This window comes from Streptomyces corchorusii (assembly GCF_001514055.1).
GTDB lineage: Bacteria > Actinomycetota > Actinomycetes > Streptomycetales > Streptomycetaceae > Streptomyces > Streptomyces olivaceoviridis.
Genome location: NZ_KQ948361.1, coordinates 303,623 through 316,870, shown reverse-complemented (window position 1 = coordinate 316,870; position 13,248 = coordinate 303,623). Strand labels below are relative to the sequence as shown.

15 protein-coding genes are annotated in these 13,248 nt (G+C 70.6%); 6 read left to right on the top strand and 9 right to left on the bottom strand.

The window, feature by feature from the left end; all coding sequences use genetic code 11:
• Positions 1 to 175 precede the first annotated feature (175 nt).
• The 4 genes from AQJ11_RS28575 to AQJ11_RS28560 form a co-directional block, all read right to left on the bottom strand.
• Entirely contained in the window at positions 176 to 1,069 is an 894-nt protein-coding gene (locus AQJ11_RS28575) for an amino acid ABC transporter permease (protein WP_014675417.1), read from the bottom strand.
• The gene (locus AQJ11_RS28570; protein ID WP_014675418.1) at positions 1,066 to 1,731 is read right to left on the bottom strand and encodes an amino acid ABC transporter permease; all 666 of its coding nucleotides are present in this window, start codon (positions 1,729 to 1,731) and stop codon (positions 1,066 to 1,068) included. The genes AQJ11_RS28575 and AQJ11_RS28570 overlap by 4 nt, the downstream gene beginning before the upstream one ends.
• Before the next feature lie 75 nt (positions 1,732 to 1,806).
• On the bottom strand, positions 1,807 to 2,646 hold the full coding sequence (locus AQJ11_RS28565; RefSeq protein WP_014675419.1) for a glutamate ABC transporter substrate-binding protein: 840 nt from the start codon (positions 2,644 to 2,646) through the stop codon (positions 1,807 to 1,809).
• 99 nt (positions 2,647 to 2,745) lie between these two features.
• Entirely contained in the window at positions 2,746 to 3,522 is a 777-nt protein-coding gene (locus AQJ11_RS28560) for an amino acid ABC transporter ATP-binding protein (RefSeq protein WP_014675420.1), read from the bottom strand.
• Between the two features lie 296 nt (positions 3,523 to 3,818).
• Here AQJ11_RS28560 and AQJ11_RS28555 point away from each other — a divergent pair, with 296 nt between their 5' ends.
• Positions 3,819 to 4,505, top strand: coding sequence for a response regulator transcription factor (locus AQJ11_RS28555; protein WP_059265061.1), 687 nt, complete (start codon positions 3,819 to 3,821; stop codon positions 4,503 to 4,505).
• Between the two features lie 9 nt (positions 4,506 to 4,514).
• Entirely contained in the window at positions 4,515 to 5,945 is a 1,431-nt protein-coding gene (locus AQJ11_RS28550) for a sensor histidine kinase (protein WP_059265058.1), read from the top strand.
• A 79-nt stretch (positions 5,946 to 6,024) separates the two neighbouring features.
• Here AQJ11_RS28550 and AQJ11_RS28545 read toward each other — a convergent pair whose 3' ends face one another.
• Complete coding sequence (locus AQJ11_RS28545) at positions 6,025 to 7,023, bottom strand: TAXI family TRAP transporter solute-binding subunit (protein WP_058082152.1); 999 nt, start codon at positions 7,021 to 7,023, stop codon at positions 6,025 to 6,027.
• Between the two features lie 138 nt (positions 7,024 to 7,161).
• Between AQJ11_RS28545 and AQJ11_RS28540 the strand changes: the two genes are divergently transcribed.
• Positions 7,162 to 7,593: a pyrophosphohydrolase domain-containing protein gene (locus AQJ11_RS28540; protein WP_014675425.1), complete on the top strand. Its 432-nt coding sequence runs from the start codon at positions 7,162 to 7,164 to the stop codon at positions 7,591 to 7,593.
• A 97-nt stretch (positions 7,594 to 7,690) separates the two neighbouring features.
• Here AQJ11_RS28540 and AQJ11_RS28535 read toward each other — a convergent pair whose 3' ends face one another.
• A complete protein-coding gene (locus AQJ11_RS28535; RefSeq protein WP_059265056.1) occupies positions 7,691 to 8,134 on the bottom strand; it encodes a MarR family winged helix-turn-helix transcriptional regulator in 444 nt (147 codons plus the stop codon).
• A 98-nt stretch (positions 8,135 to 8,232) separates the two neighbouring features.
• Positions 8,233 to 8,592 (bottom strand): DUF6204 family protein, encoded by a 360-nt coding sequence (locus tag AQJ11_RS28530; RefSeq protein ID WP_058082154.1) that lies wholly within the window; start codon positions 8,590 to 8,592, stop codon positions 8,233 to 8,235.
• 196 nt (positions 8,593 to 8,788) lie between these two features.
• Between AQJ11_RS28530 and AQJ11_RS28525 the strand changes: the two genes are divergently transcribed.
• The 3 genes from AQJ11_RS28525 to AQJ11_RS51295 all read left to right on the top strand — a co-directional run bounded on the left by AQJ11_RS28525 (position 8,789) and on the right by AQJ11_RS51295 (position 10,706).
• A complete protein-coding gene (locus tag AQJ11_RS28525; protein ID WP_063807696.1) occupies positions 8,789 to 9,331 on the top strand; it encodes a hypothetical protein in 543 nt (180 codons plus the stop codon).
• 86 nt (positions 9,332 to 9,417) lie between these two features.
• The gene (locus AQJ11_RS52755; RefSeq protein ID WP_398780681.1) at positions 9,418 to 9,852 is read left to right on the top strand and encodes a hypothetical protein; all 435 of its coding nucleotides are present in this window, start codon (positions 9,418 to 9,420) and stop codon (positions 9,850 to 9,852) included.
• A 644-nt stretch (positions 9,853 to 10,496) separates the two neighbouring features.
• A complete protein-coding gene (locus AQJ11_RS51295; RefSeq protein ID WP_014675431.1) occupies positions 10,497 to 10,706 on the top strand; it encodes a hypothetical protein in 210 nt (69 codons plus the stop codon).
• 26 nt (positions 10,707 to 10,732) lie between these two features.
• Here the strand turns inward: AQJ11_RS51295 and AQJ11_RS28510 are convergent, their stop codons facing one another.
• Entirely contained in the window at positions 10,733 to 11,992 is a 1,260-nt protein-coding gene (locus AQJ11_RS28510; RefSeq protein ID WP_059265052.1) for a cation:proton antiporter domain-containing protein, read from the bottom strand.
• Positions 11,993 to 12,266: 274 nt separating this feature from the next.
• On the bottom strand, positions 12,267 to 13,248 hold a 982-nt coding region (locus AQJ11_RS28505), incomplete at its 5' end, for a glycosyl hydrolase family 18 protein (protein ID WP_059265050.1).

Genomic DNA, 13,248 nt, shown 5'->3' with positions numbered 1-13,248 from the left:
TGTGGCGCCCCCTGCTCGCGGCGATGCCTTGACGGAGACAAGTGAACAGGAAGGTGAAGCGGGGTGCACGATCACACAACGTATGCAACCCATTGGCAGAGTTTGCGTCAAGCGACCGGGGGTAGTGGCGATCATGCCACTGCCCCCGGGTGACGCATTCGGGTCTGATCCGGGGTCAGGCCGCGGTTCCGGTACCGGCGTGGCCGGGGATGTTCACGGTCTCGTCGACGCCGAGCACCGCCCCGGTCGACTTCTTGCCGCGCCGCAGCCGGCCCTCCAGCCAGCTCGCGAACGAGGTCAGCGAGAAGTTGATGACCACGAAGATCACGGCCACCACCGTGAAGGAGGCGATGGTGTTGGCGCCGTAGTAGCCGCTCATGGTGTTCGCCGAGGCGAGCAGTTCGGGGAAGGTGAGGACGGCGCCGCCGAGCGCGGTGTCCTTCACGATGACCACGAGCTGGCTGACGATCGCCGGGAGCATGGTGGTGACCGCCTGCGGCAGCAGGATGAGCCGCATCGCCTGGTTCTTGCGCATACCGATCGCCATGGCCGCCTCGGACTGGCCCTTCGGCAGGGCGAGGATGCCCGCGCGGACGATCTCGGCGAGCACCGACGCGTTGTACAGCACCAGGCCGGTCACGACCGCGTACAGCGGACGGTCGTCGGAACTGACGTCGGTGTACTGGCTGTACAGCTCGTTGCCGAAGATCATCAGGACCAGGACGGGGATCGCCCGGAAGAACTCGACCACGACCGTGGCCGGGACCCGCACCCATATGTGGTCCGAGAGCCGGGCGATGCCGAGGACGGCACCCAGCGGCAGCGCGATGACCATCGACAGGGCCGCCGCCTTCAGGGTGTTCTCCAGGCCGGGCCAGATGTACGTCGTGTACGCCTCGGAGCCGCTGAAGAACGGCTTCCACAGCGCCCAGTCCAGCTGGTGCTTCTCGTCCAGGGACGAGTACACCCACCACAGGACGGCCGCGAGCGCGACGACGAAGAACGCCGTGTAGAGGATGTTGCGCCGTTTGGCGCGCGGTCCCTGGGCGTCGTAGAGGACCGAGCTCATCGCTTCACCGCCACCTTCTTGCCCACCCAGCCGAGGATCAGACCGGTCGGCAGGGTCAGGCAGCAGAATCCGAAGGCGATGATCGCGGAGATCAGCAGCAGCTGGGCCTCCTTCTCGACCATGTCCTTCATGAGCAGGGCCGCCTCGGCGACGCCGATCGCGGCCGCCACGGTCGTGTTCTTCGTCAAGGCGATCAGGACGTTGGTCAGCGGGCCGACGGCCGCCCGGAAGGCCTGCGGCAGCACCACCAGGAACAGCACCTGGGAGAAGCTCAGGCCGATGGCCCGCGCGGCCTCGGCCTGGCCCACCGGCACCGTGTTGATGCCGGACCGGATCGCCTCGCACACGAAGGCCGACGTGTAGAGGATCAGGCCCAGCACGGCGAGCCGGAAGTTGATCGCGTCGGTGTCCTTCGCGGCGAGGGTGATGTTCAGCGTCTGGTAGAGGCCGAGCGAGGAGAACAGGATGATCACCGTGAGCGGGATGTTCCGCACGATGTTCACGTAGGCGGTGCCGAAACCGCGCATCAGCGGTACGGGACCCACCCGCATGGCTGCCAGCAGAGTGCCCCAGACCAGGGAGCCCACGGCGGACAGCAGCGTCAGCTGCACTGTCGTCCAGAAGGCGCCCAGTACGTCGTAACCGTCAAGAAAGTCGAACACGATCTCCCGCGCTTTCGCGTGTAGGGATGCCCGGATGCGCCGCCCTCGGGGACGGCGCATCCGCCGGGCGTTGCCTCAGCTCTTGATGTCGCCGATCTTCGGCGCGGGCTCGTTCTTGTAGCCGGCCGGGCCGAAGTTCTTCTTCACGGCCGCGTCCCAGGAACCGTCGGAGACCATGGCCTCCAGCGCCTTGTTGATCTTGTCCTTGAGGTCGCTGCCCTTCTTGACGCCGATGCCGTAGTTCTCGTTGGTCATCTTCAGGCCACCGAGCTTGAACTTGCCCTTGAACTGGGACTGGGAGGCGTAGCCGGCGAGGATCGAGTCGTCCGTGGTCAGGGCGTCGATCACCTTGTTCTGGAGACCGGTCAGGCACGCGGAGTACGTCGGGTACTGCTGGAGCTGCGCCTTGGGGGCGAGCTTGTCCTTGACGTTCTGCGCGGAGGTGGAGCCGGTGACCGAACACAGCTTCTTGTTGTTCAGGTCGGCCGGCGACTTGATGCTGCTGTCGTCCGCGCGGACCAGCACGTCCTGGTGGGCCAGCAGGTACGGCCCGGCGAAGTCGACCAGCTTCTGGCGCTCCGGGGTGATCGAGTAGGAGGCGGCGATGAAGTCGACGTCACCGCGCTTCAGCATGGTCTCGCGGTCGGCGCTCTTCGACTCCTTCCACTCGATCTGGTCGGCGTTGTAGCCGAGCTTCTTGGCGACATAGGTGGCCACGTCGACGTCGAAGCCCGAGTAACCCTGCGGGGTCTTCTGGCCGATGCCCGGCTGGTCGTACTTGATGCCGATGGTGATCTTCTGGCCGCCGCCGGAGGAACCGGCGTCGTCGTCCTTCTTGTCGCCGCCGCAGGCGGTGGCGGTCACGGAGAGGGCGAGGAGGACGGCCGACGCGGCGGTGACCTTGCGGAGCTTCATGCTGAACATCCTTCTGAGTGGTGAGGAACGAGTGCCTGAGGCAGGGGTGACGCGGACCCGGCCGGGCGGCGGGTGCGGCCGGGCGGCCCGGCCGTGCCGTCAGTGGTGCAGGATCTTGGACAGGAAGTCCTTGGCCCGGTCGCTGCGCGGGTTGCTGAAGAACTGGTCGGGCGTGGCCTGTTCGACGATCCGGCCGTCCGCCATGAAGACCACCCGGTTCGCGGCCGATCGCGCGAAGCCCATCTCGTGGGTGACCACGATCATCGTCATGCCCTCGCGCGCGAGCTGCTGCATGACCTCCAGGACCTCGTTGATCATCTCGGGGTCGAGGGCGGAGGTCGGCTCGTCGAAGAGCATGACCTTCGGGCCCATCGCCAGCGCCCGCGCGATCGCGACCCGCTGCTGCTGGCCGCCGGAGAGCTGGGCGGGGTACTTGTCGGCCTGCGTGCCCACGCCGACCCGGTCCAGCAGGGCCCGGGCCTTCTCCTCGGCCTGCTTCTTGTCGGCCTTGCGGACCTTGACCTGACCCAGCATCACGTTTTCGAGCACGGTCTTGTGCGCGAAGAGGTTGAACGACTGGAACACCATGCCCACGTCCGCCCGCAGCCGGGCCAGCTCGCGGCCCTCGTGCGGCAGGGGCTTGCCGTCGATCGTGATCGTGCCCGAGTCGATCGTCTCCAGGCGGTTGATGGTGCGGCACAGGGTCGACTTCCCGGACCCGGAGGGCCCGATGACCACGACGACCTCGCCGCGGGCGATCGTCAGGTCGATGTCCTGGAGCACGTGCAACGCGCCGAAGTGCTTGTTGACGCTCCTCAGGACGACCAGTTCGTCGGACGTGGCCACATCTTCCTTGGCCACCGATACATTGGTCATCGCTCTCAGGCTCCGTCCTCCTCGGGTTTCCGAGGACAGTAATGAGGGGCTGTGACCTGCGTCATCACATCTGAGGGAGATCTGAGCATCACGATCCGATAGCAATCGGACACATGTCGTAGCACTTGTCTCCGGTGCGCGTATCGGCCGGATAACGGAAGCGGCGGGCAACCGGAAGCCTCTTGACGCCGTCCTTGTCCATCAGCGTCACTGCACTGGTGCACGCGCGCGTGCGCGTGATCCACACGCCCGACGCGAACCGAGACCGTACGACCGCTGAACCGGAGGGGGCCGGGATGAGACTGCTCCTCGTCGAGGACGACAACCACGTCGCCGCGGCGCTGTCGGCCGTCCTCGCGAAGCACGGCTTCCAGGTCACCCACGCGCGCAGCGGCGAGGAAGCCCTCCAGGCGCTCGTCCCCGAGGGCAACGGCTTCGGTGTCGTCCTGCTCGACCTCGGCCTGCCCGACCAGGACGGCTACGAGGTCTGCGGCAAGATCCGCAAACGCACCAGCACCCCGGTGATCATGGTCACCGCGCGCTCCGACGTCCGCTCCCGCATCCACGGGCTCAACCTGGGCGCCGACGACTACGTCGTGAAGCCGTACGACACCGGGGAACTGCTCGCCCGGATCCACGCCGTCAGCCGGCGCACCGCCCACGAGGATCCGACGACCGTCGGCGAGAGCGCCCTGCTCCTCGGCCCGGTCCGGATCGAACTGCCCACCCGCCAGGTCAGCGTGGACGGTTCGGTCGTCCAGCTGACCCGCAAGGAGTTCGATCTGCTCGCCCTGCTCGCCCAGCGCCCCGGCGTGGTCTTCCGGCGCGAACAGATCATCAGCGAGGTGTGGCGCACCAGCTGGGAGGGGACCGGTCGCACCCTGGAGGTGCACGTCGCCTCCCTGCGCGCCAAGCTGCGGATGCCCGCGCTGATCGAGACCGTACGCGGCGTCGGCTACCGGCTCGTCGCCCCGGCCGCCTAGCGGGGACGGGTGCGCACACGCCTCCTCCCGCTGCTCATCGTCCTGCTGGCGGCCGTCCTGCTCGCGCTCGGCATCCCGCTCGCCGGCAGCGTGGCCGCCGCACAGCAGCAGCGGGTCGTCGTCGACCGGATAGACGACACGGCGCGCTTCGCGGCGCTCGCCCAGTTCGTCACCGACGGGCCCGGCGGACCCCACCGCACCGCCACGGACGAGCGCGGGGAGACGCTGCGCAGCGAACTGGAGAGCTACTACGGCGTCTACGGCATCCGCGCCGGTGTCTTCTACCGCAACGGCTCCGCCATGGCCAACGCGCCCGGCGACTGGTTCGTACCGCGGACGGGGGAGGTGCGCAGGGCGTTCGACGAGGCGCTGCTCAGCCGGCGCAGCCATGACCCGCGGCAGGTGTGGCCCTGGCAGCGCGGTTGGCTCGTCGTCGCCTCCCCGGTGATCCGGGACGGGGACGTCGTCGCGGTCGTGGTCACCGACTCGCCCACCGGGCAGCTCCGTTCGCGCATCCTGCGCGGCTGGCTGCTCATCGGGGCCGGCGAGATCGCGGCCATGCTGCTCGCCGTCGGCGCCGCGCTCAGGCTGACCGGCTGGGTGCTCAGGCCGGTACGCATCCTGGACGCCACCACCCACGACATCGCCACCGGGCGCCTGAAGTCCAGGGTCGCGGTCGCCGGCGGGCCGCCGGAACTCAGACGGCTGGCCCGCTCGTTCAACGAGATGGCGGACAACGTCGAGAACGTGCTGGAGCAGCAGCGCGCCTTCGTCGCCGACGCCTCGCACCAGTTGCGCAACCCGCTCGCGGCGCTGCTGCTGCGCATCGAACTACTCGCCCTCGAACTGCCGGAGGACAACGAGGAGATCGCCTCGGTCCGCACCGAGGGCAAGCGTCTCGCGCAGGTCCTGGACGACCTGCTCGACCTGGCGCTGGCCGAGCACGCCGAGGCCGACCTCGTGCTGACCGACATCGGCGCGCTGGCCGAGGAACGGGTGGCCGCCTGGGCGCCGGCCGCCCGGACCAAGGGCGTCCGGATGACCGGCGACTGCCCGCCCACCACCGGCTGGGCCGACCCGATCGCCCTGTCCAGCGCCCTGGACGCGGTGATCGACAACGCCGTGAAGTTCTCCCCCGAGGGGGGCACGGTCGAGGTCACCGTCGCCACCGACGGCGACACCACCACCGTCGTCGTCACGGACACCGGCCCCGGCCTCACCGACGAGGAACTGGCGCGCGTGGGCGACCGTTTCTGGCGCAGTGGCCGGCACCAGAACGTGAAGGGCTCGGGTCTCGGCCTGTCCATCACCCGCGCGCTGCTCGGTGCGGGCGGCGGCTCGATCGACTACGCTCACCACGAGCCGCGGGGACTGCGGGTGACGGTCCGGGTGCCCCGGCACGCGGAGGCCGGCGGGGGCGCGGCGGACGCCGCCTCCTAGGCTCCGCCGGCCCGGCGCCGGCTCCGGGACTCCGTTGCCGGGCTTCCCTCGCGCCTGTCACTGCTTCACCGTGAGGCCCTTACGGCTTGACCGACCGGTAGTACCGCCGGGCGCCCTCCTGCAAGGGCAGGGGGTCGGTGTAGATGGCGGTGCGCAGGTCGACGAGCTGGGCGGAATGGACATGGGCGCCGATGCCGTCCCGGCTCTTGATCACCGTACGGGTCACCCACTCGGTCAGCCGGGGGTCCATGTCCGTGCGGGTCATCAGCAGGTTGGACACGGCGATCGTCGGAACCTGCACCCCCTGCTGCACGTCGGGGTAGGCCGACTCGGGGATCTTGGTGGTCCGGTAGTAGCGCGCGCCCTCGCCCTGGCCGTGCAGCCGGGTGACGAGGGTGTCGTCGATCGGCAGGAACCGGAACCCGCCCTGCTGTGCCAGCGCCACCAGCCCCTTCGTGGGCAGGCCGCCGGACCAGAAGAAGGCGTCGATCTTCCCGTCGCGCAGCCGCGCGGGCCCGGTGTCGATGCCGTCCGCGACCGGCGTGATGTCCTTGTGCGGGTCGATACCGGCGGCCCGCAGCACCCGGTCGGCTATCAGCCGCACCCCGGAATCGGGCAGTCCGGTCGCCACCCGCTTGTGCCGCAGGTCGGCGACGCTCCGGAGGTCCGAGTCGCGCGGGACGATGAGGTGCACATAGTCGTCGTAGAGCCGGGCCACACCGCGCAGCCGTCCGGCGCCGCTGCCGTGCCGCAGCTTGTACGTCGCCACCGCGTCGGCCGCCGCGATGGTGAAGTCGGCCTGCCCGGTGGCCACCCGCTGGACGTTCTCCTGGGAGCCGGCGCTGGTGAGCAGCTTCACCTTCAGGCCCGGCATGTCCCTGCCCAGCTCGGTGCGCAGCCGCTCGCCGTACTCCTGGTAGACCCCGCGGGACGTACCCGTGCTGAACACGATCGTCCCGCTCGGCGGCTTCTCGCCCAAGGGCAGCAGCCACCACAGCAGCAGCGCGAGGGCGACGGCACCGACGGCCGCGCCCTGCAACGCTCGGCGCCTGCCGAGCCGGGGGAACACCTTGGGCATGCGGCGATCCTGCCAGGCGACGCGCGCCACTGACCAGGGCCGGGGTCACTCGGGGCACTCGGGGGACCGGTGAGCGGAGGCCGAGGGGACCGACACGGGCCGAGGGGCGTTGTCAGTGGCCGCCGTTAGAGTCGCCGTATGACCACTTCGCCCGCCGACCGTACGAGCACGTCACCCGCCCGCCTCGTCCGCGAGTTCCACCACGCCTTCGGTCTCGACGCCCGCAGCACGCCGACGGAGGTGGACCCGGAGCTGGCCGCCCAGCGCGGTGAACTGCTCGCCGAGGAGGCCGCGGAGGTGGCCGAGGTCGCGGTGGAGGGGCCGCTGGACCGGCTCGCGCACGAGCTGGCCGACGTGGTGTACGTGGCGTACGGCACGGCCCTGGTGCACGGCATCGACCTCGACGAGGTGATCGCCGAGATCCACCGCGCCAACATGAGCAAGAGAGGCCCGGACGGGACGGTCGCCCGCCGGGCCGACGGCAAGGTGCTCAAGGGCGAGCACTACCGGGCGCCGGACGTCTCGGCCGTACTGCGCCGCCAGGGCTGGATACCGGGCGGCGCGGCCTGACATCGGTGCCTGGTATCCAGCCCTGGCGGCCAGAGGCCGAGGGTCCCCTCTCAACGTGACCCGCGCGACGAGGAGTTGGCGGCGCGGCGGTGCGAACTCAGCCTCCCGTCAGGCCCGTGCCGCCGAGACGGGTGAGCAGGTCCGCGAGGCGGGCGATGTCCGCCGCGGGCCACGCCGGGCCCGCGAAGACCTCGGCGGCGGTCTCCTCCGCCGTGGTCCGCATCTCCGCCAGCAGGCGCCGGCCCGTCCCGGTCAGCGCCGCGTACGCCACCCGCGCGTCCCGGGCGTCCGTCTCCCGGGTCACCAGCCCGATCCGCTCCAGCGGAGCGAGCCCGCGCGTGACGCCCGAGGCGGTCAGCCCCAGCGCCTCGGCGAGGTCCACCCGGCGCATCCGGCCGCCGGGCGCCTGCTCCAGCCGCAGCAGCAGGGTGAAGTCGGCCAGGCTGACACCGTGCAGGCCGCCGAGCCGGGCGTCGAAGCGCCGTACGAGCGCCGACTGGGCCCGTACCAGGCGCAGTGCCGCGTCCAGGCCCTCACTCATGACCCACTCCCTCGACCCACTCCCTCGACCCACTCCCTCGACCCACTCCCACGCGAACCTCTTGCCTTGTCCTTGAGTGCTCAAGTTTAGGGCGGACGTCAGAGACCGGTCGTACGGGCCGCGCGGCGCTGTCGCTTGCCCAGGGGCGCCTGGGAGAGGTCCTCGGCGGTCGTCCGCAGGTGCTTGAAGCCGTAGCCGCGGGCCGTCAGCCAGGACTTCGCCGACTCCTCGGCCCGTTCCGTCGCCTCCAGGATGTCCTCCTCCTTCTCTCCCGTCGCGGAGAAACGGAAGACGAAGGCGGGCCGGGCGGCGATGTCGTAGGTGAGGGTGCCCTCGGGGGTGAAGGCGGCGCGCAGGACGTCGTGTTCGGCGGCGTCGGCCAGCAGGGCGGCGCGCTGGGTGTCGGTGAGGGCGTCGAAGGCGCCGCGGACGGTGATGCGGAAGGTTCGTGTACTCATTCCGCGACCCTAGGCACAGCCCGGGCGACTCCTCCACCGGGTTTCCCGGTCCGGGTGGCGCCCGTCGGGCCGGGCCGGCCGGTGGAGCCGGGCGCTGGCGGGGCGGACACCGGGCGAGGTCCGGCTCGGCTGTTCACTCGGCGCGCGGGGTGCTGATTTCCTGACAGCGTGGGCCATGACGGGGACGGAGGGCGGGGTGGATGTCGGGGAAGCGACCGCGCCCGTGGTCGCGGTCGTCGGGGTCGTCGGCACGCTCCTGTCCGCGCTGCTGACCCAGCGCGCGGCCGACCGCAGCCGCCGGCGGGAGCAGGAGCGCGCCGAGGAGGTGCGCGAGCGGCGCCGGCACGCCCAGGAACTGCGCGCGTGCTACGTCGCCCTCAACACCAGCGCGCGGCAGTACCTGGCCGCGCTCACCGACCAGGTGCACGCCCTGGGGCGTGAGGAGGAGCTGCCGGCCGCACGGCAGCGGCTCACGGAGGCACGCGACCAGTACCGGGACGTGTACGCGGAGGCCCAGATGCGGTTGCCGGACCGGGTGCTCGGTCTCGCGGGCGGCCTCAGCCACGACCTCGGGGCGGTCTACGGCATGGTCCGGCGCCTGGACGACGGCACCCCGCGCGCCGGTGACTCACCGGCCGCGGTGCGGGAGAACATCGACGAACTGTGGGGCCGGCTGCGCGGGATGCGGCGCGAGATGCGCTCACAACCGGGTGGCTTCCGGGCGGATTCCGGGCGGTGAGGAGGCCGGGAGCGGGATCGTGCCGCCGTGCGCGCCGGGGGTCGGCAGAGTACGGCGCAGACGGCGGACGCGGAGGGGAGGACGGCGTGCACGAGGAGCGCGCGGGACCGGCGGAGCGGCTGCTCGCCCTGATCGGCGCACACCGGGGCACCCTCCACGAGGCGCTGGGCGATGAGCAGTACACGGTGCTGCTGGCCTGGCTGACGGCGCTCGCCGAAGCGCCGGCGGACGACGACCGGGCGGTGCGCAGGGCACTCCACGGCGTCAGACTGGTGCTGCTGAAGCTGCCGCCGGCCCATCCGGTGCGCGGGGAACTGGACTCCCCACGCGGTGCCGTGACCCTGCCCGGACCGGGGGCCGTGGCCGGGGCGCGGGAGCTGATGGCCTGGTTCGGCCTGCCGTCGCCGGCGCGTGGACCGGTGTACGAACCGGACCCCGGGCAGGAGCGGCTGCTGCGGGAACCGGCCCTGTCGGCCCCGGGGCGCGGGCCCGCTGCGGTGGCGCCCCGCCTCCCGAGCTGATCAGACTGCGCGCTCCCGACGGCGGCGACCGCTACCCGGAGTTCCAGTTCGCACCGGACGGCGGCGCCCCGTACGGGGTCGTCCTGGAGGTCAACCGGCTGCTGCTCGCGGACATCGACCCGTGGGGGGCCGCGGCCTGGTGGTTCAGCGGCAACAGCCGGCTGGGCGGCACCCCCGCCGCGCTGCTCGGCCGGCTGCCCGACCACCGGCTGACCGGCGCGGCTCGCGAACTGGCCGAGGGGGAGTGATGAGCGGCTTCTTCCCCATGATCGACCTCAAGCTGCGGCCCCGTCGCCGGGTGATCCCGGCCGGCACGGTGCTGTGGCGGGTGCACCAGTCCCGGTCCGCGGCGGACGAGTTCAACCCGAGACTCGCGGACATCCACTTCGAGGGAGGCCGCTTCGACGGCACCGTGCTGGACGCCTACCACAGCCTGTACCTGGCGGACAGCGCGCTGACGGCGCTGGCCGAGAGCGTGCTGCGCTCCCGGCCGTTCGAACCGCCCGTCGGCGAGCGCACGATCCCCTACCGCGCGGTCTGGCAACGGTCGCTCGGCTGTCTGCGCACCCGCTGCTGGAGGACGAGGGCAACTACGCGCGGGCGCGGCGCTGGTCGAGCGAGATCCGGGCGCAGGCATCCGAGCCATGGGCCTGATCTGGGAGTCCCGGCGCAACCGGTCGGAACACGCGCTGGTGCTCTCTCACGACCGCTGCGCGGGTCCGGACGGCAGACCGCTGGAGGTCCTGCCGGGGCGGGGCATCCGGGACCTCGGTTCCGAGGAGGGCTGGGAGCGCGCCAACGAACTCCTCGCACCGCTGCGGGTGAGAATCGCCAAGCCCGAGTGGCCATGTTGAGAGCGAGGTGGACGTCCCGATGTCCGTCATCGCCCTGTGGTGGGCGACCGGGGATCGCGGGCCGGGAGGAGGTCGTGATCGGCGGCGGTGTGCGGCTGCAAGAGCGAGAGAAGCGGCCCCGCCATCGCCGTGGTCACGACGGCCATGGCGACCATCAGGGAATACAGCCGTTCATTGAGGACACCGAGTTGCAGACCGGCGGTCAGAATGATGAGCTCGGTGAGACCCCTGGTGTTCATCAGCGTGGCGAGCACCGCGGATTGGCGCGCCGTGACGCCGTGCGCCCGGGCGCTCAGGAACGCGCCGAGGAATTTGCCGCTGACCGCGACCAGCAGGATGAGGGTGAAGTCCAGCCATCCGGACCGCCCCAGATTCGACAGGTCGACTTTCAGGCCCACGCTGATGAAGAAGACCGGCAGCAGTAAATGGCTGCTCATATGGCCGATCCGCTCGGTGATGTCCGCGCGCAACTGCCCGGTGGATTCCTTCGGCATCACCACGCCGAAGAAGAAGGCGCCGAAGATGAAATGGAGCCCGATCCTCTCGGTGACCGCCCCCGACATGAGGAGCCCGGCGAGGACGACCGTCAGCGCGGTGGGACTCAGCCGGGCGGCACCGTCGGCGCCGACCAGTCCGCGCAGCAGCGGACGCACCACCCAGAGCATCACAGCGGCGTACGGCACGAGCAGCAGCAGGTACCACTGGTCGGCGTCGGCCCCGCCGACCAGTGCGACCACGGCGGCGAGCATGCACCAGGCGAGCACGTCACCGATCGCGGCGCAGGCCAGCGCCAGTCCGCCGACCGCGGTGTGCTGCATCTTCCGGTCCGTGAGAATGCGGGCCAGCACCGGAAAGGCGGTCACCGCCATCGCCGTGCCCATGAAGAGCACGAATCCCAGCCGGTGATCCGGGGCGTTGCCGTCGACCAGCAGCAGGGCGAGCAGAGCGCCGAGTCCGAACGGCAGCACGATGGAGGAGACCGACACGGTGACCGCCAGTCGTCCGGTCCCGCGCAGGAGTCCGCGGTCCAGTTCCAGGCCCACGATGAACATGAAGACGGCCATGCCGACATCGGCGAGAGCCGTGAGCATCGGCCGGATACCGGTGGGAAACAGGAAGTCCGACACCGTATGGCCCAGGAAAGTCGGGCCGAGTGCGATACCCGCGAGCACCTCGCCGATGACCGCGGGCTGGGATAATCGTCGGGCCACCATGCCCAGGAGATGGGCGAGGACGAGAAGGAGAGCCAGGTCGGAGAAGAGCGCGAACAATTGGTTCGTGGTCACCGGTCCCTGCCTTCATGACGGGCCGCGTGTGCCGCCCGGAATTGGATGGGATGCCGCCGACGTGCCCAGCCATGCTTCGGTGCGCCGACCCTCTTTGTCAACGGCTTCCGTGGTCCCGGAAAGGCGACCGGGATTCCCCTTGACGCGGAAGGTGCCGGGAGAACCGGAAACGGGAGGCGCCGAGCGCGTCGAGCGCGCCGGTCGCCTCCCGTGAGGTCACCGCGAGAGCCCCGGGCCCCCTGGCGGTGTCCGCCGCCGCCCGGGGCCGGGCCGGTCAGCCGGTGTAGCCGGCGAAGACCCGTGTGTAGTCCCAGGCGGACTGGCTGACGCCGGAGCAGCTGTCGGCGGGCCCGCCGGTGCAGGGACGGTCCCGGTTGGCGGACCAGAAGGTCAGCCGAGCCAGGTGGTGCTGCTGGGCGTACCCCAGGATGGTGCGGAAGTCGGCCACCGTGACGGTCTCGTTCTGGTCGGTGACGCCGTTCATGGACGAGATGCCCATGTCCCGGTAGGCCTGGTCGTCGCTGTAGTGGTAGGCGTTCTTCAGGGCGTTCTTCAGCCCCTCGGCCGCCTGCACGGTCAGGTTGCCCATGTTCTGGCCCGCGCCGTCGAAGTCGAACGGCATGATGGCCCAGGCGTCGACGGTCAGACCGGAGGCGGCGGCCCGGTTGATGAGGCTGGTGTCGGGGCCGCTCTGCCCGGTGCCGATGGTGATGTACACCTTCAGACCGGGGTTGTTGGCCTTCACGGTCTTCAGCGCGTCGACCGTGCGCTGCTGGACGGTGCCGTTGCTGTAGGCGTCGGCCTCCAGGTCGATGTCGATCGCCTTCAGGCCGTAGGTGTTGATGACCTTCTGGTAGGCGGCGGCGAGCTCGCCGGCGCTGGAGCAGGAACTCTCCAGCTTGTTGCCGCTGTAACCGCCGAAGGACGGGATGACGTCACCGCCGTTCGCCCGCACGGTGTTGACCGTCTGCTGGTCCACTCCGCCGGTCAGCGGACGGCTGCCGTCCCACTGCGGGTTGCAGTAGCCGTTGCTCAGCACGAAGGCGAGCGTGAACCACTTGACGCCCGTGGCCTGGGTGATGGTGGTCGGGTCGGGCGGGCTGCCCCAGCCGTTGTACAGGTACGGCGCCACCGCCATCGGCGCCGAGGGGGTGCTGCCGCCGGCCGCGGGCGCGTTCCACTTCTGGTTGGCGGCGCCGGTGCAGGTCCAGATCTGTGCCCGGGTGCCGTTGGCGGAGTTGTTGCCGGTGACGTCC